An 18393-nucleotide genomic window follows, 5' to 3' on the forward strand; every position below is an offset into this window, starting at 1 on the left:
CGCCGGGCTGCTCGGTCCGGCCCGGCGTGGGTTCGGGCGGCGGCGGCGAGCCGGTCGAGTCGGCCCGGCCGGGGCGTCCCGGTACGCATGGCGTGGGGTCGGGTGGGGGGAAACCGTTTCGCGGGTGGGGGTGTCCGGTCGGTACGATCGGGGGCGGCGCGGCACCTCGTCTCTGCCGCGCACCGTCGGCGTCGGCACTTCGTGTCTGCCCGCGCCCCTATGGAAAGAGCACCTGTGTCTGATGTCCGTGTGACCGTCCAGTCCGCCTCCGGAGTCGAGGATCGGGCGGTGAGCGCGGGCACCACCGCCGGCGCGCTGTTCGCCGACGACCGGTCCGTGATCGCCGCCCGCGTCGGCGGTGAGCTGAAGGACCTCACCTACGTCGTCGCCGAGGGCGATGTCGTCGAGCCCGTCGAGATCTCCTCCCCGGACGGTCTCGACATCCTGCGCCACTCCACCGCGCACGTCATGGCCCAGGCCGTGCAGGAGCTCTTCCCCGAGGCCAAGCTGGGCATCGGCCCGCCGGTCCGTGACGGCTTCTACTACGACTTCGACGTCGAGAAGCCCTTCACCCCCGAGGACCTCAAGAGCATCGAGAAGAAGATGCAGGAGATCCAGAAGCGGGGCCAGCGCTTCTCCCGCCGCGTGGTGACCGACGAGGCCGCCCGCGAGGAGCTCGCCGGCGAGCCGTACAAGCTGGAGCTCATCGGCATCAAGGGCTCCGCCTCGACCGACGACGGCGCCAACGTCGAGGTGGGCGGCGGCGAGCTGACCATCTACGACAACCTCGACGCCAAGACCGGCGAGCTGTGCTGGAAGGACCTCTGCCGCGGTCCCCACCTGCCCACCACCCGGAACATCCCCGCGTTCAAGCTCATGCGCAACGCCGCCGCCTACTGGCGCGGCAGCGAGAAGAACCCGATGCTCCAGCGCATCTACGGCACCGCCTGGCCGTCGAAGGACGAGCTGAAGGCCCACCTCGACTTCCTCGCCGAGGCCGAGAAGCGCGACCACCGCAAGCTCGGCAACGAGCTCGACCTCTTCTCCGTCCCGGACGAGATCGGCTCCGGCCTCGCCGTCTTCCACCCCAAGGGCGGCATCATCCGCCGGGTCATGGAGGACTACTCGCGCAAGCGCCACGAGGAGGAGGGCTACGAGTTCGTCTACTCGCCGCACGCCACCAAGGGCAAGCTGTTCGAGAAGTCGGGCCACCTCGACTGGTACGCCGAGGGCATGTACCCCCCCATGCAGCTCGACGAGGGCGTGGACTACTACCTCAAGCCCATGAACTGCCCGATGCACAACCTGATCTTCGACGCGCGCGGGCGTTCCTACCGTGAACTGCCGCTGCGCCTCTTCGAGTTCGGCACCGTGTACCGGTACGAGAAGTCCGGCGTCGTGCACGGCCTGACCCGTGCCCGCGGCTTCACCCAGGACGACGCGCACATCTACTGCACCCGCGAGCAGATGGCGGAGGAGCTGGACAAGACCCTCACCTTCGTCCTGAACCTGCTGCGCGACTACGGTCTGACCGACTTCTACCTGGAGCTGTCCACCAAGGACCCGGAGAAGTTCGTCGGCTCCGACGAGGTCTGGGAGGAGGCCACCGCGGTCCTCCAGCAGGTCGCCGAGAAGCAGGGCCTCCCGCTCACCCCCGACCCGGGCGGCGCCGCCTTCTACGGCCCGAAGATCTCCGTGCAGGCGCGCGACGCCATCGGCCGCACCTGGCAGATGTCGACCGTGCAGCTGGACTTCAACCTGCCGGAGCGCTTCGACCTGGAGTACACCGGCCCCGACGGCACCAAGCAGCGTCCGGTCATGATCCACCGCGCGCTGTTCGGCTCCATCGAGCGCTTCTTCGCGGTCCTCCTCGAGCACTACGCGGGCGCCATGCCGCCGTGGCTGGCCCCGGTCCAGGCGACCGGCATCCCGATCGGCGACGCGCACATCCCGTACCTGCAGGAGTTCGCCGCCAAGGCGAAGAAGCAGGGGCTGCGGGTCGAGGTCGACGCCTCCTCCGACCGGATGCAGAAGAAGATCAGGAACGCCCAGAAGCAGAAGGTGCCGTTCATGATCATCGCCGGTGACGAGGACATGGCCAACGGCGCCGTCTCCTTCCGCTACCGCGACGGTTCGCAGGAGAACGGCATCCCGGTCGACGAGGCCATCGCCAAGATCGCCAAGGTCGTCGAGGAGCGCGTCCAGGTCTGAGCGCCGCGGACGTAGGTCATGAGGCCCCCGGGGAGCCCCCCGGGGGCCTCATCTCGTCCTCCCGCGCGAACGTCTGGATCAGCCAGGACGAGAAGGAACCCGTCACCGCGCCGAGGAGTGCCAGCCCGCACCCCATCACGCCCACGGCCGTGACCCGGCCCATGGGCGTCACCGGGGACACGTCGCCGTAGCCCACCGTCGACAGCGTGGAGCACGCCCACCAGACCGCGTCCCCGAAGGTACGGATCGTGGCGCCCGGCGCCCCGTACTCGTAGTGGTACACCGTGAGCGCGCCCGCGAAGCCGAGCAGGGTGGCCGTGAGACCGGCGTAGGCCATGACCCGGGCGTAGAGGGTGAGACGGGGCTGGTCGCGGCGGCGCTGGATCCGCTCGTAGATGTTCACGACCCGCAGGGGGCGCAGCAGCGGCAGCACCAGGACCACGGTGTCCAGGAAGTGGGTGCGGACGAACCGCAGCGGGCGCTGGCCGCTCAGCCGCAGCCGTACCGCGTAGTCCACGGCGAACACGGCCCAGGCGGCGCACACCACCGCCAGACAGAAGTCCAGCCAGGCGTCCGGGAGACCGGGGGCCAGCACCTGTACCGCGTACCCGGCGAAGAACAGCAGGGAAAGCACCGCCAGCGGGGTCTCCATCCGGCGGTCCCAGCGCTCCTGTGCCTCTGGCCTCTCGTTCATCGGATCAGCATCTCCGGGGCCGCGTGAGCATCGCCCCGGCGACACGGTCCGAACGGGCGAAGCAATATGCTGCACAGCATGACGACTGAGCCGGAGCAGCAGATCGGAGTGGGGACGCAGGACGCGTTCCAGCGCCTGTGGACGCCTCACCGGATGGCGTACATCCAGGGCGAGAACAAGCCGACCGGGCCGGGTGCCGAGGACGGCTGCCCGTTCTGCACGATTCCGGCGAAGTCGGACGAGGACGGGCTCGTGATAGCGCGTGGCGAGCACGTGTACTCCGTGCTGAACCTCTACCCGTACAACGGCGGACACCTGATGGTGGTGCCCTACCGTCATGTCGCCGACTACACGGATCTGAACGAGGCGGAGACGGCCGAGCTCGGCGAGTTCACCAAGCGCGCCATGATCGCGCTGCGGACGGCGTCCGGTGCGCACGGCTTCAACATCGGCATGAACCAGGGCGCGGTCGCCGGTGCCGGCATCGCCGCCCATCTGCACCAGCACGTGGTGCCGCGCTGGGGCGGCGACACCAACTTCATGCCGGTCGTCGGCCATACGAAGGTGCTGCCGCAGCTTCTCGCCGACACCCGCAAGATGCTCGCCGACGCCTGGCCGGCGTCGTCGAGCCTCGCGTAACCGCTTCGCGTCCGCCCGCCCGCTCGGCGTCCGACCGCTACGCGTCGTAGACGTCGGCCTTCTTCGGGCCCGGGTCCTGGATGGCGCCGCTCAGGATCAGCGAGCGGTTGGTGAAGCGCTCCGTGTCCACGCCGTGTTCGTCGAGTACCTGGATGGTCGCGGCGTGGACGGCGCGCATCACAGGCGTCGCCGTGCGGATGGCGTCGTCGGCCATGAAGCGGTGCCGCCAGGGCTGTGCGGCCCAGGCGTGCCGCAGGCCGAAGGGCTCGGGCAGGACGAGCTTGCCGCCGAGGAAGTCCAGGATCGGCGGGAACCAGGTCAGCGGGGCGCGGACCGCGAGGCGGACCACCTCGTCGGTGTCGACGAGCGGCAGCTGGATCTCCCTGGTCTCCCAGAACCGGACGGTCTTGTTGACCTCCTTGGTCTTCGCCTTGGGCTTGGTGGTGAAGAGGGAGTGGACCGGGCCCAGGGCGTGGCCGGTGACCTCGACCCGCAGCGTGTGCAGCAGTGAGGTGACCGTGATCATCATGGTCAGGACCAGCTGGCCGTCCCAGAGCGTGAACTGCACGCCCAGGTAGTGGCGGTTGCCGCTGCCGAACTGCTGGTCGTTGCAGATGCGCTGTATCTCGTGCGGCTTCACCTGGAAGTGCACGATGTTCTCGCCCTCGGGGCGGGCGACCTCGTCGGCGCCCTCGCCGACGGGGGAGACGATCCAGTGCTTGACGGTCGGCTTGGGGAAACCGGTCTTGAGGGAGCCGCGCTCCAGGAGCGTGAGCTGATCGTGGATCTTCCGTACGACGTCCCAGGCGCGGAAGTCGTGGATCTCGTTGCCCTCCTTGGGGACCAGCTCCTCGGCGAGCGTCCAGCTGCCCCAGCGCGTGCCCATGCCCAGTATTCCCTTGGGGCCCGCGTAGAAGACGATGTTGGACTGCTGCTCCGCCGTCAGCTTCTCCAGGTTCTGGCGCAGGTCCTCGGCGGCCTTCTCGCCCGGGTCCTGGGGGACCGCCTCGGGGATCTTGGCGCCGATGCCGCCGCCGCTGAGCAGGGAGGACCAGCGCTCACGCAGATCCCTGGCCGTGGTCTCGCAGGCCCGCTTGGCGAGGAACCAGCCGGCGACCGGGGCCACGATCATCGCCCGGAGGTAGATCGAGAGCACCCCGTCGACCGGAAGCTTGAGCAGGACGACGACGGCGAGCAGGCCGGCGCCGACGAGAAGCGCGGTACCCACGGCGCTGGTGCGCTTGTTCTCCGTGCCGGCGACGAAGCGGCGCAGCTGGATGACGCCGAGCCAGAGCAGCAGGCCGGGCAGGAAGAGGATGCCGAAGACCAAGGTGATCAGCGTCAGCTTGGTGTCACGCTGCTTGCGGATGCGCGTGGCCGCCAGACAGTGCTCGACCACGGGCTGCGGCTCGGTGCCGAAGGACTGGATGAGCGCCTTGCGGGCGCCGCCGAGCATGCGCACCTGCACCGCCCGCGAGAAGGCCTCACCGAGGTCCGGACGGAAGAGCTTGTTCCACTTGCCTTCCGTGACCTTGGACTTGTGCCAGTCGTTGTTGGCGTCCAGGATCGCCTTGACGTCGCCGTCGCGGTACGCGGCGGAGGCGAGGGCATGCGTCGCCGCCGTCTGTCCGTCCGAGCCCTGGAGGGGAATCTGAGCCCCGGGTCCGAAACTGCCGATCGTCACTGATGCCCCCATCGCCGCGTGCCCGCGTGGTTCACCGCGTATCCCTCTGCGGCCTGTTCCCAACTACCGCGCCCCGCACACCTGCTGAGCTGGGCACCACAGCGTAACCGGGTACCGGTGGATGCGTCACGAGTCGGCCGGATGCCGCCCGTCGGAGGGGAGTCGGACGGGCGGCGTTCCGCAGGGGACGAGGAGGCTAGGACCCCTTCTCCGCCTGTTCGCGGATCTTCTCCGCGAGGTGGGGCGGCATCGCCTCATGACGGGCGTACGTGCGGTCGAAACGGCCGGTTCCGTGCGAGATGGAACGGAGGTCGACCGCGTACCGGCCGATCTCGATCTCCGGGACCTCGGCTCGCACCAACGTCCGGCCGGGGCCCGCCTGTTCGGTGCCGACGACGCGGCCGCGCCGCCCGGACAGATCGCTCATCACCGGGCCCACGTACTCGTCGGGGACGAGGACCTGGACCTCGGCGACCGGCTCCAGGAGCTGGATGCTCGCGTCGGCGGCCGCCTCGCGCAGCGCCAGGGCGCCCGCCGTCTGGAAGGCCGCGTCGGAGGAGTCGACCGAGTGGGCCTTGCCGTCGCGCAACGTGATGCGTACGTCGACCAGCGGGTATCCGGCGGCGACCCCGCGCGCGGCCTGGGCCCGTACCCCCTTCTCGACGGAGGGGATGAACTGGCGCGGGACGGCCCCGCCCACCACCTTGTCGGCGAACTCGATGCCGCTGCCCGGGGGCAGGGGCTCGACGTCGATCTCGCAGATCGCGTACTGGCCGTGGCCGCCGGACTGTTTGACGTGCCGGCCCCGCCCGGCCGACGGTCCGCCGAAGGTCTCGCGGAGCGACACCTTGTGCGGGACCGCGTCGACCTGCACCCCGTACCGCTTGCGCAGCCGCTCCAGGGCCACGTCCATATGCGCCTCGCCCAGGCACCACAGGACGACCTGGTGCGTGTCCTGGTTCTGCTCCAGACGCATGGTGGGGTCCTCGGCGACGAGCCGGGCCAGGCCCTGGGAGAGCCGGTCCTCGTCGGCCTTGCTGTGGGCCTCGATCGCGAGCGGGAGCAGCGGATCGGGCATCGTCCACGGCTCCATCAGGAGCGGATCGTCCTTGGCGGAGAGGGTGTCGCCGGTCTCCGCGCGGCCGAGCTTGCCGACACAGGCGAGGTCGCCCGCGATGCACCGGTTGAGCGTGCGCTGCTGCTTGCCGAAGGGGGAGGTCAGCGCACCGATCCGCTCGTCGACGTCGTGGTCCTCGTGACCGCGGTCGGTCAGTCCGTGCCCCGAGACATGGACGGTCTCGTCGGGACGCAGGGTGCCGGAGAAGACCCGGACCAGCGAGATCCGGCCGACGTACGGGTCGGAGGCGGTCTTGACGACCTCGGCGACCAGCGGGCCCTCCGGATCGCAGGTGACCGCCGGCCGCGGAACGCCGTCCGGCGTGGTCACGGCGGGCGCCTCGCGCTCCAGCGGCGTCGGGAAGCCGCCGGTGATCAGCTCAAGCAGCTCGACGGTGCCGAGCCCCTGCTTCCCGCCGTCCGATGCCGGAGCCGCGGCCAGCACCGGATGGAAGGTGCCGCGGGCGACGGCCGTCTCCAGATCGTCGATCAGCGACTTGATGTCGATCTCCTCGCCGCCGAGATAGCGGTCCATGAGGGTCTCGTCCTCGCTCTCGGCGATGATCCCCTCGATCAGCCGGCCGCGGGCCTCCGCGATCAGCGCCCGTTGCTCTTCGTCCGGCGGATTCTCCTGCCGTACGCCCGTGGAGTAGTCGAAGATCCGCTCCGAGAGCAGACCGACCAGTCCGGTGGCCGGGGCATGCCCGTCCGGCGCCTCGGCGCCGTGGACGGGCAGATAGAGGGGGAGTACGGCGTCGGGATCGTCGCCGCCGAAGATGGCGGAGCAGACGGAGGTCAGCTCGTCGAAGCCGGTGCGGGCCGTGTCCAGGTGGGTGACGACGATGGCGCGCGGCATGCCGACGGCCGCGCACTCCTCCCAGACCATGCGGGTCGAGCCGGCGATCGCGTCGGCCTCCTGAGCTGCCGAGACGACGAAAAGGGCCGCGTCCGCGGCGCGCAGACCGGCCCTGAGCTCCCCGACGAAGTCGGCGTATCCGGGAGTGTCGAGGAGATTGATCTTGTACCCGTCCCATTCGAGCGGGACGAGGGAGAGCTGTACGGAACGTTGCTGGCGGTGCTCGATCTCGTCGTAGTCGGAGAGGGTGCCGCCGTCCTCGACGCGCCCGGCCCGGTTGACCGCCCCCGCGGTCAGGGCCAGCGCCTCGACGAGTGTCGTCTTTCCCGATCCGCTGTGGCCGACCAGCACCACGTTCCGTACGGCCGAGGGCCGGTCGGCCGTTGGAGCCCTGCCGGCGGCTCCGGAGTGTGTGTTCGCCTTGTCGCCCATGATGTTCCTCCCGATCGCTTGCACGGTGAGGCGGGGCGCGGGCGCGGGGGAGTCGGCGCGGAAAGGCGATCGCGTGCAGCTCCGGCGATGCCCGCGGTGGTCCTTCGAGCTTTGCACCGACGTCAGAGTGCGTCCATACGTCGTACACGACGCGGCGGGGCGGGTGCCCGGCATGGCGGCGGGGTGGTCCTGGCTACGATGGGCGAGCCGGTGGTCGTAGGGACCGCGGCCCACCGAACCTCGGGAAGGCCATGCTGAACAAGTACGCGCGTGCATTTTTTACGCGTGTCCTCACACCGTTCGCCGCGTTTCTGCTCCGCCGGGGTGTCAGCCCCGACGCGGTCACGCTCATCGGCACGGCCGGAGTGATGGCGGGTGCGCTGGTCTTCTTCCCCAGGGGAGAGTTCTTCTGGGGCACGATCGTCATCACCCTCTTCGTCTTCTCCGATCTCGTCGACGGCAACATGGCCCGGCAGGCCGGCATCTCCAGCCGCTGGGGCGCGTTCCTCGACTCGACCCTCGACCGGGTCGCCGACGGCGCCATCTTCGGTGGCTTCGCGCTCTGGTACGCGGGTACCGGCAACGACAACGTGCTGTGCGCCGTCTCCATCTTCTGCCTGGCCAGCGGTCAGGTCGTCTCGTACACCAAGGCACGAGGCGAATCGATTGGCCTGCCGGTCGCGGTCAACGGCCTGGTCGAACGGGCCGAGCGGCTCGTGATCTCGCTGGTCGCCGCCGGCCTCGCCGGACTCCACGCCTTCGGCGTACCCGGGGTCGACGTCCTGTTGCCGATCGCGCTGTGGATCGTCGCCGTGGGCTCCGCGGTGACGCTGGGACAGCGGGTGGTCACGGTACGACGGGAGTCGGCGGAGGCGGACGCGGCCGCCGCACGGGGGAACGAGGCGACGTCATGACTGAGGCGAGCGAGCTGCGGGACCGGCTGACCGACAGCCTGTACGGGCTCGGCTGGGCGACGGTGAAGAAGCTGCCGGAGCCGGTCGCGGCCGGGCTCGGGCGGCGGATCGCCGACATCGCCTGGAAACGGCGCGGCAAGAGCGTCCAGCGCCTGGAGTCCAACCTCGCGCGCGTGGTGCCCGACGCCACGCCCGAGCGGCTCGCCGAGCTGTCGAAGGCCGGGATGCGCTCCTACATGCGGTACTGGATGGAGTCCTTCCGGCTGCCGACCTGGAGCAAGGAACGGGTCGACGGCGGCTTCGACGTCAAGGACGTCCACTACCTGAAGGACGGTCTCGCCTCGGGGCGCGGCGTCATACTCGCCCTGCCGCACCTGGCCAACTGGGACCTCGCGGGCGTGTGGGTGACCCGCTCGCTCGGCGTGCCCTTCACGACGGTCGCCGAGCGGCTCAAGCCGGAGACGCTCTACGACCGGTTCGTCGCCTACCGCGAGTCCCTCGGCATGGAGGTCCTGCCGCACTCCGGCGGCACCGCCTTCGGGACGCTCGCGCGTCGGCTGCGCGACGGTGGCCTGATCTGCCTGGTCGCGGACCGCGACCTGTCGGCCTCCGGCACCGAGGTCACCTTCTTCGGCGAGACGGCCCGGATGCCGGCCGGTCCGGCGCTGCTCGCCCAGCAGACGGGCGCGCTGCTGCTGCCCGTGACGCTCTGGTACGACGACAGCCCGGTCATGAAGGGGCGGGTGCACCCGCCCGTCGACGTACCCGAGACAGGTACGCGGGCCGAGAAGACGTCTGTGATGACACAGGCGCTGGCGGACGTCTTCGCCACCGGCATCGCGGACCACCCGGAGGACTGGCACATGCTGCAACGACTGTGGTTGAAGGACCTGGAGGAGCGGCGGCCGTGAGAATCGGGATCGTCTGCCCGTACTCCTGGGACGTGCCGGGCGGCGTCCAGTTCCACATCCGGGATCTCGCCGAGCATCTGATCAGGCTGGGGCACGAGGTGTCGGTGCTCGCCCCCGCCGACGACGAGACGCCCCTGCCGGCGTACGTCGTCTCGGCGGGACGCGCCGTGCCGGTGCCGTACAACGGCTCCGTGGCCCGGCTGAACTTCGGCTTCCTGTCGGCGGCGCGGGTACGGCGCTGGCTGCACGAAGGCACGTTCGACGTCATCCACATCCACGAGCCGGCCTCCCCCTCGCTCGGCCTGCTGAGCTGCTGGGCGGCGCAGGGGCCGATCGTCGCCACCTTCCACACCTCGAACCCGCGCTCGCGGGCGATGATCGCCGCGTACCCGATCCTGCAGCCCGCGCTGGAGAAGATCAGCGCGCGGATCGCGGTGAGCGAGTACGCGCGACGGACCCTGGTCGAGCACCTGGGCGGCGACGCGGTGGTCATCCCCAACGGTGTCGACGTCGACTTCTTCGCGCGGGCCGAGTCGAAGGCGGAGTGGCAGGGGGGCACTCTGGGGTTCATCGGGCGGATCGACGAGCCGAGGAAGGGCCTCCCGGTCCTGATGAAGGCGCTGCCGAAGATCCTCGCGGAGCGGCCCGGGACACGGCTCCTGGTCGCCGGGCGCGGCGACGAGGAGGAGGCGGTGGCCTCGCTGCCGCCCGAGATGCGCTCCCGGGTCGAGTTCCTCGGGATGGTCAGCGACGAGGACAAGGCGCGGCTGCTGCGCAGCGTCGACGTCTACGTGGCGCCGAACACCGGCGGCGAGAGCTTCGGGATCATCCTGGTCGAGGCGCTGTCGGCGGGCGCGCCGGTCCTCGCCTCGGACCTGGACGCCTTCGCACAGGTCCTGGACCAGGGCGCGGCGGGCGAGCTGTTCGCCAACGAGGACGCGGACGCGCTCGCGGACGCGGCGATCCGGCTCCTCGGCGACGAGGCCCGGCGGGCGGAGCTGAGCAAGCGGGGCAGCGCGCATGTGCGGCGCTTCGACTGGTCGACCGTGGGTGCGGACATCCTCGCGGTCTACGAGACGGTGACGGACGGCGCGGCATCGGTGGCGACGGACGAACGCGTCGGCCTGCGGGCGAGGTTGGGGCTCGCGCGGGACTAGCCCTTGCGCGGGCGGCGGACCTGGGCTCCCCCCCAACCCACGAGGGCGGCCCGTTCAGGGTCAGTTCAGGGTGGGTGCCTGGCAGGCTTGAGGGGTGACCTCAACGACCGTTCAGCTCCTGGACCTTGGGTACTTCGTACGGCCCGCCGAGGAGTGGGGCGGGCCCCACGCGCGCGTGGAGCCGGTCCTCGCGTACCTCGTACGCCACGAGGGCGGCACCCTCGTCTTCGACACGGGGATCGGGACAGGCTCCCCCGAGACCGACGCGCACTATCAGCCGCGGCGCAGAGCGCTGACCGTCAGTCCCGAGGACGTCGATCTCGTCGTCAACTGCCACCTCCACTTCGACCACATCGGCGGCAACCAGCTCTTCCCCGACACCCCCGTCCTCGTCCAGCGCAAGGAACTCGCCACCGCACGGGCCGGCGACTACACCCTCGACCGGCTGCTCGACGGCGTCCGGTACCAGGAGATCGACGGCGAGTACGAGATCGCCCCCGGGATCACCGTCGTGCCCACCCCCGGGCACACCGAGGGCCACCAGTCCCTCGTGATCGACCACGGCGACCACGTCACCGTCCTCGCCGGACAGGCCTACGACTTCGCCGCCGAGTTCGGGGTTCCGTACCGGCCCTGGCTCGACCGGCTCGCGGAACTCGCCCGCGGGCGGACGGCATACGTCCGCTTCGCCCACGACCGTGACCTCTGGGAGGGTGTGCTGCCCCCGCGACGGTAGCCTGTGCGCCCGTGACCGAAACCCTGATCTGGACCGTCGTCGCGCTGATCGCGATCGGCCTGTACCTCAGCTGGACCGCCGGCCGCCTCGACCGGCTGCACGCGCGGATCGACGCGGCCCGCGCCGCCCTCGACGCCCAGTTGCTGCGCCGGGCCTCGGTCGCCCAGGAGCTGGCCACCTCAGGAATCCTCGACCCGGCCGCCTCGATCGTGCTCTACGAGGCCGCGCACGCGGCCCGGCAGGCCGAGGAGGACCACCGCGAGGTCGCCGAGAGCGAGCTGAGCCAGGCGCTGCGCGCGGTGTTCGGCGAGCCCGAGCAGGTCGAGGCGGTACGGGAGGCCCCCGGCGGCGAGGAGGCCGCGGGAGAGCTCGCGGCGGCCGTACGCAGGGTGCCGATGGCCCGCAGGTTCCACAACGACGCCGTGCGCGCCGCACGCGCCCTGCGTCGCCACCGCACGGTGCGCTGGTTCCGGCTCGCCGGTCACGCCCCGTTCCCGCTGGCCTTCGAAATGGACGACGAGCCGCCCGTGGCCCTTGCCGATCGCCCGGCCTGAGCCCCGTAGCCTGCGAAAACGATCCACCGGCTCCCTATTGGCCCTTGATGTGGACTGGTGGTGGCCTGTTTCCTCACTGTTGTCTCAACACCGCTTTCACGAGTGAGGTCCCTGTGTCCACCACGCTTCCCAACAGCAACCAGTCCCCCGAGACCGGCACCGCGCGCGTCAAGCGCGGCATGGCCGAGCAGCTCAAGGGTGGCGTGATCATGGACGTGGTCAACGCCGAGCAGGCGAAGATCGCCGAGGACGCCGGCGCCGTGGCCGTCATGGCCCTGGAGCGGGTCCCCGCCGACATCCGCAAGGACGGCGGCGTGGCCCGTATGTCCGACCCGAACATGATCGAGGAGATCATCGGCGCGGTCTCCATCCCGGTCATGGCCAAGTCCCGCATCGGCCACTTCGTCGAGGCCCAGGTCCTGCAGTCCCTCGGTGTCGACTACATCGACGAGTCCGAGGTCCTCACCCCGGCCGACGAGGTCAACCACTCCGACAAGTGGGCCTTCACCACCCCCTTCGTCTGTGGCGCCACCAACCTGGGCGAGGCCCTGCGCCGCATCGCCGAGGGCGCGGCCATGATCCGCTCCAAGGGCGAGGCCGGCACCGGCAACGTCGTCGAGGCCGTCCGCCACCTGCGCCAGATCAAGAACGAGATCGCCAAGCTGCGCGGCTTCGACAACAACGAGCTGTTCGCCGCCGCCAAGGAGCTCCGCGCCCCGTACGAGCTCGTCAAGGAGGTCGCCGAGCTCGGCAAGCTGCCGGTCGTGCTGTTCTCCGCCGGTGGTGTCGCCACCCCGGCCGACGCCGCGCTGATGCGCCAGCTCGGTGCCGAGGGCGTCTTCGTCGGCTCCGGCATCTTCAAGTCGGGCGACCCGGCCAAGCGTGCCGCCGCCATCGTGAAGGCCACCACCTTCTACGACGACCCGAAGATCATCGCGGACGCCTCCCGCAACCTGGGCGAGGCCATGGTCGGCATCAACTGCGACACCCTCCCCGAGTCCGAGCGCTACGCCAACCGCGGCTGGTAATCACTCATGAGCACACCCGTCATCGGTGTCCTGGCACTCCAGGGCGACGTACGGGAGCACCTGATCGCCCTGGCCGCGGCTGACGCCGTGGCCAGGCCGGTCCGGCGCCCCGAGGAACTCGCCGAGGTCGACGGCCTCGTCATACCCGGCGGCGAGTCCACCACCATCTCCAAGCTGGCCGAGCTCTTCGGTCTGATGGAGCCGCTGCGCGAGCGCATCGCCGCCGGGATGCCGGTGTACGGCACCTGCGCCGGCCTGATCATGCTCGCCGACAAGATCCTCGACCCGCGCTCGGGCCAGGAGACCTTCGGCGGCATCGACATGATCGTCCGCCGCAACGCGTTCGGGCGGCAGAACGAGTCCTTCGAGGCCGGTGTCGCCGTCAGCGGCATCGAGGACGGCCCCGTCGAGGGCGTCTTCATCCGCGCCCCGTGGGTCGAGTCCGTCGGCGCGGAGGTGGAGATCCTCGCCGAGCACGAGGGCCACATCGTCGCCGTACGGCAGGGCCGGGCGCTCGCGACCTCGTTCCACCCCGAGCTCACCGGCGACCACCGCCTGCACGGCCTGTTCGTCGACATGGTGCGCGACGCGCGGTGACGAGGTCCCGGTAAGATCTCTCGGGTTCGTTCAGAAATGGGTTACGCGAAGGAGACAGGCAGATGTCCGGCCACTCTAAATGGGCTACGACGAAGCACAAGAAGGCCGTGATCGACGCCAAGCGCGGCAAGCTCTTCGCGAAGCTGATCAAGAACATCGAGGTCGCCGCCCGCACCGGCGGTGCCGACCCCGAGGGCAACCCGACCCTCTTCGACGCCATCCAGAAGGCGAAGAAGAGCTCCGTCCCGAACAAGAACATCGACTCCGCGGTCAAGCGCGGCGGCGGCCTCGAGGCCGGCGGCGTCGACTACGAGACGATCATGTACGAGGGCTACGGCCCCAACGGTGTCGCGGTGCTCATCGAGTGCCTCACCGACAACCGCAACCGTGCCGCCTCCGACGTCCGCGTCGCCATGACCCGCAACGGCGGCTCCATGGCCGACCCGGGCTCGGTCTCGTACCTGTTCAACCGCAAGGGCGTCATCGTGCTGCCCAAGGGTGAGCTGACCGAGGACGACGTCCTCGGCGCCGTCCTCGACGCGGGCGCCGAAGAGGTCAACGACCTCGGCGAGAGCTTCGAGGTCATCAGCGAGGCCACCGACATGGTCGCCGTCCGTACCGCCCTCCAGGAGGCCGGTATCGACTACGACTCCGCCGACTCCAGCTTCGTCCCGACCATGCAGGTCGAGCTGGACGAGGAGGGCGCGCGCAAGATCTTCAAGCTGATCGACGCGCTGGAGGACAGCGACGACGTGCAGAACGTCTTCGCCAACTTCGACGTCAGCGACGAGGTCATGGAGAAGGTCGACGCCTGATCACGGACCTGACGAGCGTACGACCGGCCCGACGGAGCTTTCCGTCGGGCCGGTCGGTTTCTCAGGCCTGGGCCCGCCCGGGCCCAGGCCCAGGCGCAGGCCAGGGCCCCTTCCCGTTCCCGCGGCACATGGAAGAGCGGCCCGCCGGAATACCGGCGGGCCGCTCTTCGGAATCCCGGCTGCGTCAGAGATCAGCGGGATGCGGGCTCACGGTCAGTCGATCCGCTTGAAGTCGCCCGAGTTCTTGACGCTGCCCGATGCGCCGCCCTTGGCGGTGACCTTCTTCATCCTGCTGGTGTTGCCGTCCTGCCACCAGATGTTGATCGAGGCCTCGTAGGAGCAGGTGTTGCGGTAGTAGACCGTGGTGGTGGTCCAGCCCTCGGACCAGGACCAGCTGAAGCAGCCGGTCTTTCCGCGGTGGATCTCCGAGGTCGCCGCCTGGGCGGGCGAGCTGAGGCCGACCGTGGCGAGAGCGAGCGCGGCGCCCGTGACGCCGATCTTGGACATGCGACGCATGTTTCCCCCTGCTGAGTTGTGTGGTCGAAATGGTCGAACTAATCGAACGTTCACACGTCGGTCAAACGTGCGAACTTCGGGTGATCATAGTGACTGTCGATCATGGAGGCAAAGCAGAAACGCCGCCCTCGGTTGCTGCCCCGTCGGGTCGCCAGGCCCGCCGGCCGGCGTCGTCGGCCGTGGTGTCAGTGGCAGCCGGTAGCCTTCAGGCGGTTGCCGAAGGATGGAGGAGCTGTGCGTGTCTTGGGTGTTGACCCCGGACTGACGCGGTGCGGCGTGGGAGTCGTCGACGGCGTGGCCGGGCGGTCTTTGACCATGCTCGGCGTCGGAGTCGTACGCACCGCCGCGGACGAGGAGATCGGCGCGCGGCTCGTCCTCATCGAACAGGGCATCGAGGCCTGGATCGACGAGTACCAACCCGAACTGGTCGCGGTGGAGCGGGTCTTCAGCCAGCACAACGTGCGTACGGTGATGGGCACCGCCCAGGCCAGCGCCGTCGCCATGCTCTGCGCGTCCCGGCGCGGCATCCCCGTCGCCCTGCACACCCCCAGCGAGGTCAAGGCCGCCGTCACCGGCAGCGGCCGCGCCGACAAGGCCCAGGTCGGCGCGATGGTCACGCGGCTTCTGCGGCTCTCCGCCCCGCCGAAGCCGGCCGACGCGGCGGACGCGCTCGCCCTCGCCATCTGTCACATCTGGCGGGCGCCCGCACAGAACCGTCTCCAGCAGGCCGCCGCCGCCCACCGCGCGGCCGCGCATGCGTCACGCCTACCGCATGCATCACCCGCACCGCGCACACCGAAAGGCCGTACCGCATGATCGCCTTCGTGAGCGGCCCCGTCGCCGCCCTCGCCCCGACCACGGCCGTGATCGAAGTCGGCGGCATCGGCATGGCCGTCCAGTGCACCCCGGACACCCTCTCCCACCTGAGGATCGGTCAGGAAGCGCGGCTCGCCACGTCGTTGGTGGTACGGGAGGACTCGCTGACCCTGTACGGATTCGCGGACGACGACGAGCGGCAGGTCTTCGAGCTGCTCCAGACCGCGAGCGGCGTCGGACCGAGGCTGGCCCAGGCGATGCTCGGCGTGCACTCCCCGGACGCGCTGCGCCTCGCCGTCTCCACCGGTGACGAGAAGGCGCTGACCGCCGTCCCGGGCATCGGCAAGAAGGGCGCGCAGAAGCTGCTCCTCGAGCTGAAGGACAAGCTCGGCGCCCCGCTGGGCAGCAGCGGCCTGGTCGGTGCGCAGCGTGCCGCGGCCGCGGGACCCGCCCCCTGGACCGAGCAGCTGTTCGCCGCCTTGACGGGCCTCGGCTACGCGAGCCGCGAGGCGGAGGAGGCGCTTTCCGCCGTGACCCCGCAGGCCGAGGCGGCGATCGCCGCCGGCGGCTCGGCCCCGGTCCCGCAGCTCCTCCGCGCCGCGCTGCAGACCTTGAACCGCGCCAGATAGCCCTGCGGGGCTCGCCCCCCACCCCGCCCCTTGCTGAAACCCGGGGCAAGCCCCCGGACCCCCGTACGGCCTGTGGCCGTGTCCTCAAGCGCCGGACGGGCCGAAATTTCAGCCCCGCCGGCGCTTGAGGCGCGGGGTCTGGGGCGGAGCCCCAGTTCGGGAAGGGGGCGGGGTGGGGAAAGGCCCCGCAGGGCCCGCGACCGACCGCCGACAGACCACCGCACCACACCACGAAGGCAGACACCGTGAACTGGGACGACGAGACCACCGGGGACGACGAGGAGCGCATCGTCGGTGCCGCCGCCGAGGGCGACGACCAGGCCGTCGAGGCGGCCCTGCGGCCCAAGGACCTCAGCGAGTTCGTCGGGCAGGAGAAGGTGCGCCAGCAGCTCGACCTGGTCCTCAAGGCCGCCCGCCAGCGCGGCGCCACCGCCGATCACGTCCTGCTCTCCGGCGCCCCCGGCCTCGGCAAGACCACCCTGTCGATGATCATCGCGGCGGAGATGAACGCCCCGATCCGGATCACCTCCGGCCCCGCCATCCAGCACGCCGGCGACCTGGCCGCGATCCTCTCCTCCCTCCAGGAGGGGGAGATCCTCTTCCTCGACGAGATCCACCGCATGTCCCGCCCCGCCGAGGAGATGCTCTACATGGCGATGGAGGACTTCCGCGTCGACGTCATCGTCGGCAAGGGCCCCGGCGCCACCGCCATCCCGCTGGAGCTGCCGCCCTTCACCCTCGTCGGCGCCACCACCCGGGCCGGACTCCTGCCGCCCCCGCTCCGCGACCGCTTCGGCTTCACCGGCCACATGGAGTTCTACGACCCCGCCGAACTCGAGCGCGTCATCCACCGCTCCGCCGGACTCCTCGACGTCGAGATCGACACCGCCGGAGCCGCCGAGATCGCCGGCCGCTCCCGCGGCACCCCCCGCATCGCCAACCGCCTCCTGCGCCGCGTCCGCGACTACGCCCAGGTCAGGGCCGACGGCGTGATCACCCGCGAGATCTCCGCTGCCGCGCTCGGCGTCTACGAGGTGGACAGCCGCGGCCTCGACCGGCTCGACCGGGCCGTCCTGGAGGCCCTGCTCAAGCTCTTCGGCGGCGGCCCGGTCGGTCTGTCGACCCTCGCGGTGGCGGTGGGGGAGGAGCGGGAGACCGTCGAGGAGGTCGCCGAACCCTTCCTCGTACGAGAAGGACTCCTGGCGCGCACACCCCGTGGTCGGGTCGCCACTCCGGCGGCATGGACACACCTCGGACTCGTTCCGCCGCAGGCAGCGGCCCCGGGCGCGCCAGGAAGCGGACAACAGGGGCTCTTCAGGGCGTGACGGCGCGGAGACTCGTCGGGGCAGGAACCAGGGTGCGATGCTGGACGTTGTTCCAACGATGCGGACTCGCCTAGACTCCGCCGATGCCGACCTTTCTGGCCGGCACGCCCACCCCCGAAGATCAGGCCGCGGGATCTCCGCGTCCGTGCGAAGGAAACCCGTCCCGTGAGTATCGTGACCCTCCTCCCCTTCATCGTCCTCATCGGGGCCATGTTCCTGATGACCCGCTCTGCGAAGAAGAAGCAGCAGGCGGCCGCGCAGATGCGCGACGAGATGCAGCCCGGCACCGGCGTGCGCACGATCGGGGGGATGTACGCCACCGTCAAGGAGATCGGCGACGAGACCGTCCTCCTCGAGGTCGCTCCCGGCGTGCACGCCGTCTACGCGAAGAACGCCATCGGCGCGGTCCTCGCGGACGACGAGTACAACCGCATCGTCCACGGTGACGAGCCGGACACCGACACCGTCGTTCCGGACGACGCCTCCTCGCTGACCGAGTCGGACGAGGCCGCCGAGGTCTCCGAGGACGCCAAGCCGAACCTGACCAAGAAGGCCGAGGCCGCCGAGGCCGACGTCGAGGTCAAGAAGGACGACAAGGCCGACGGCGAGACCGAGGCCAAGTAGTCGCCACCGGGGACCGCGCGCACGCCCACCGGCGTCCGCGGTCCCCGGCACGGTTCCACGTCTGCGGGGGCGGGTCCCCACACATACTTCGTGGCCGTACCGCGCACACCCGGCGCGGGACGGTTGGACAGGGAGAAAC

The 18393-nt window shown here is 70.4% G+C and carries 18 protein-coding genes; 14 read left to right on the forward strand and 4 right to left on the reverse strand.

Annotated elements, in window-relative coordinates; genetic code table 11:
- The first annotated feature begins 234 nt into the window (after nucleotides 1–234).
- The gene (gene thrS / locus FDM97_RS12545; protein WP_137990490.1) at nucleotides 235–2211 is read left to right on the forward strand and encodes a threonine--tRNA ligase; all 1977 of its coding nucleotides are present in this window, start codon (nucleotides 235–237) and stop codon (nucleotides 2209–2211) included.
- Between the two features lie 16 nt (nucleotides 2212–2227).
- Here thrS and FDM97_RS12550 read toward each other — a convergent pair whose 3' ends face one another.
- Nucleotides 2228–2905, reverse strand: a complete 678-nt coding sequence (locus FDM97_RS12550) for a potassium channel family protein (protein ID WP_137990491.1) — start codon at nucleotides 2903–2905, stop codon at nucleotides 2228–2230.
- Between the two features lie 66 nt (nucleotides 2906–2971).
- Here FDM97_RS12550 and FDM97_RS12555 point away from each other — a divergent pair, with 66 nt between their 5' ends.
- The gene (locus tag FDM97_RS12555) at nucleotides 2972–3544 is read left to right on the forward strand and encodes an HIT family protein (protein ID WP_137990492.1); all 573 of its coding nucleotides are present in this window, start codon (nucleotides 2972–2974) and stop codon (nucleotides 3542–3544) included.
- Between the two features lie 37 nt (nucleotides 3545–3581).
- On the opposite strand, the gene FDM97_RS12560 is transcribed toward FDM97_RS12555, so the two are convergent.
- Together FDM97_RS12560 and FDM97_RS12565 are read right to left on the reverse strand one after the other, a co-directional pair.
- Complete coding sequence (locus tag FDM97_RS12560) at nucleotides 3582–5240, reverse strand: hypothetical protein (RefSeq protein WP_137990493.1); 1659 nt, start codon at nucleotides 5238–5240, stop codon at nucleotides 3582–3584.
- 184 nt (nucleotides 5241–5424) lie between these two features.
- Nucleotides 5425–7632 (reverse strand): elongation factor G-like protein EF-G2, encoded by a 2208-nt coding sequence (locus FDM97_RS12565; RefSeq protein WP_137990494.1) that lies wholly within the window; start codon nucleotides 7630–7632, stop codon nucleotides 5425–5427.
- Nucleotides 7633–7883: 251 nt separating this feature from the next.
- On the opposite strand from FDM97_RS12565, the gene pgsA reads away from it, so the two are divergent.
- From pgsA to FDM97_RS12605, 8 genes are all read left to right on the forward strand, one after another.
- Nucleotides 7884–8546 carry a phosphatidylinositol phosphate synthase gene (gene pgsA / locus FDM97_RS12570; protein ID WP_137990495.1) on the forward strand — a complete coding sequence of 221 codons (663 nt, stop codon included), beginning with the start codon at nucleotides 7884–7886 and terminating at the stop codon, nucleotides 8544–8546.
- Nucleotides 8543–9457, forward strand: coding sequence for a phosphatidylinositol mannoside acyltransferase (locus FDM97_RS12575; RefSeq protein WP_137990496.1), 915 nt, complete (start codon nucleotides 8543–8545; stop codon nucleotides 9455–9457). The genes pgsA and FDM97_RS12575 overlap by 4 nt, the downstream gene beginning before the upstream one ends.
- Nucleotides 9454–10614, forward strand: a complete 1161-nt coding sequence (locus FDM97_RS12580) for a glycosyltransferase family 4 protein (protein ID WP_137990497.1) — start codon at nucleotides 9454–9456, stop codon at nucleotides 10612–10614. The genes FDM97_RS12575 and FDM97_RS12580 overlap by 4 nt, the downstream gene beginning before the upstream one ends.
- 94 nt (nucleotides 10615–10708) lie before the next feature.
- The gene (locus FDM97_RS12585) at nucleotides 10709–11350 is read left to right on the forward strand and encodes an N-acyl homoserine lactonase family protein (protein ID WP_137990498.1); all 642 of its coding nucleotides are present in this window, start codon (nucleotides 10709–10711) and stop codon (nucleotides 11348–11350) included.
- An 11-nt stretch (nucleotides 11351–11361) separates the two neighbouring features.
- Nucleotides 11362–11904, forward strand: a complete 543-nt coding sequence (locus tag FDM97_RS12590; protein WP_137990499.1) for a hypothetical protein — start codon at nucleotides 11362–11364, stop codon at nucleotides 11902–11904.
- A gap of 179 nt (nucleotides 11905–12083) precedes the next feature.
- Nucleotides 12084–12932 carry a pyridoxal 5'-phosphate synthase lyase subunit PdxS gene (gene pdxS, locus FDM97_RS12595; RefSeq protein WP_242427736.1) on the forward strand — a complete coding sequence of 283 codons (849 nt, stop codon included), beginning with the start codon at nucleotides 12084–12086 and terminating at the stop codon, nucleotides 12930–12932.
- A 6-nt stretch (nucleotides 12933–12938) separates the two neighbouring features.
- Nucleotides 12939–13529 (forward strand): pyridoxal 5'-phosphate synthase glutaminase subunit PdxT, encoded by a 591-nt coding sequence (gene pdxT, locus FDM97_RS12600; RefSeq protein ID WP_137990501.1) that lies wholly within the window; start codon nucleotides 12939–12941, stop codon nucleotides 13527–13529.
- Between the two features lie 62 nt (nucleotides 13530–13591).
- Nucleotides 13592–14344, forward strand: a complete 753-nt coding sequence (locus tag FDM97_RS12605) for a YebC/PmpR family DNA-binding transcriptional regulator (protein ID WP_137990502.1) — start codon at nucleotides 13592–13594, stop codon at nucleotides 14342–14344.
- 213 nt (nucleotides 14345–14557) lie between these two features.
- On the opposite strand, the gene FDM97_RS12610 is transcribed toward FDM97_RS12605, so the two are convergent.
- Nucleotides 14558–14851, reverse strand: a complete 294-nt coding sequence (locus tag FDM97_RS12610) for a hypothetical protein (protein WP_137990503.1) — start codon at nucleotides 14849–14851, stop codon at nucleotides 14558–14560.
- Nucleotides 14852–15094: 243 nt separating this feature from the next.
- Here FDM97_RS12610 and ruvC point away from each other — a divergent pair, with 243 nt between their 5' ends.
- From ruvC to yajC, 4 genes are all read left to right on the forward strand, one after another.
- Nucleotides 15095–15676, forward strand: a complete 582-nt coding sequence (gene ruvC, locus FDM97_RS12615; protein WP_137990504.1) for a crossover junction endodeoxyribonuclease RuvC — start codon at nucleotides 15095–15097, stop codon at nucleotides 15674–15676.
- Nucleotides 15673–16305 (forward strand): Holliday junction branch migration protein RuvA, encoded by a 633-nt coding sequence (gene ruvA, locus FDM97_RS12620; protein ID WP_137990505.1) that lies wholly within the window; start codon nucleotides 15673–15675, stop codon nucleotides 16303–16305. Before ruvC ends, ruvA begins: the two co-directional genes overlap by 4 nt.
- 245 nt (nucleotides 16306–16550) lie before the next feature.
- Nucleotides 16551–17630 (forward strand): Holliday junction branch migration DNA helicase RuvB, encoded by a 1080-nt coding sequence (ruvB, locus tag FDM97_RS12625; protein ID WP_137990506.1) that lies wholly within the window; start codon nucleotides 16551–16553, stop codon nucleotides 17628–17630.
- A 165-nt stretch (nucleotides 17631–17795) separates the two neighbouring features.
- Nucleotides 17796–18254: a preprotein translocase subunit YajC gene (gene yajC, locus FDM97_RS12630; protein ID WP_137990507.1), complete on the forward strand. Its 459-nt coding sequence runs from the start codon at nucleotides 17796–17798 to the stop codon at nucleotides 18252–18254.
- Nucleotides 18255–18393: the final 139 nt, after the last annotated feature.

Source organism: Streptomyces vilmorinianum, from assembly GCF_005517195.1.
In the GTDB taxonomy this organism is placed as follows: domain Bacteria; phylum Actinomycetota; class Actinomycetes; order Streptomycetales; family Streptomycetaceae; genus Streptomyces; species Streptomyces vilmorinianum.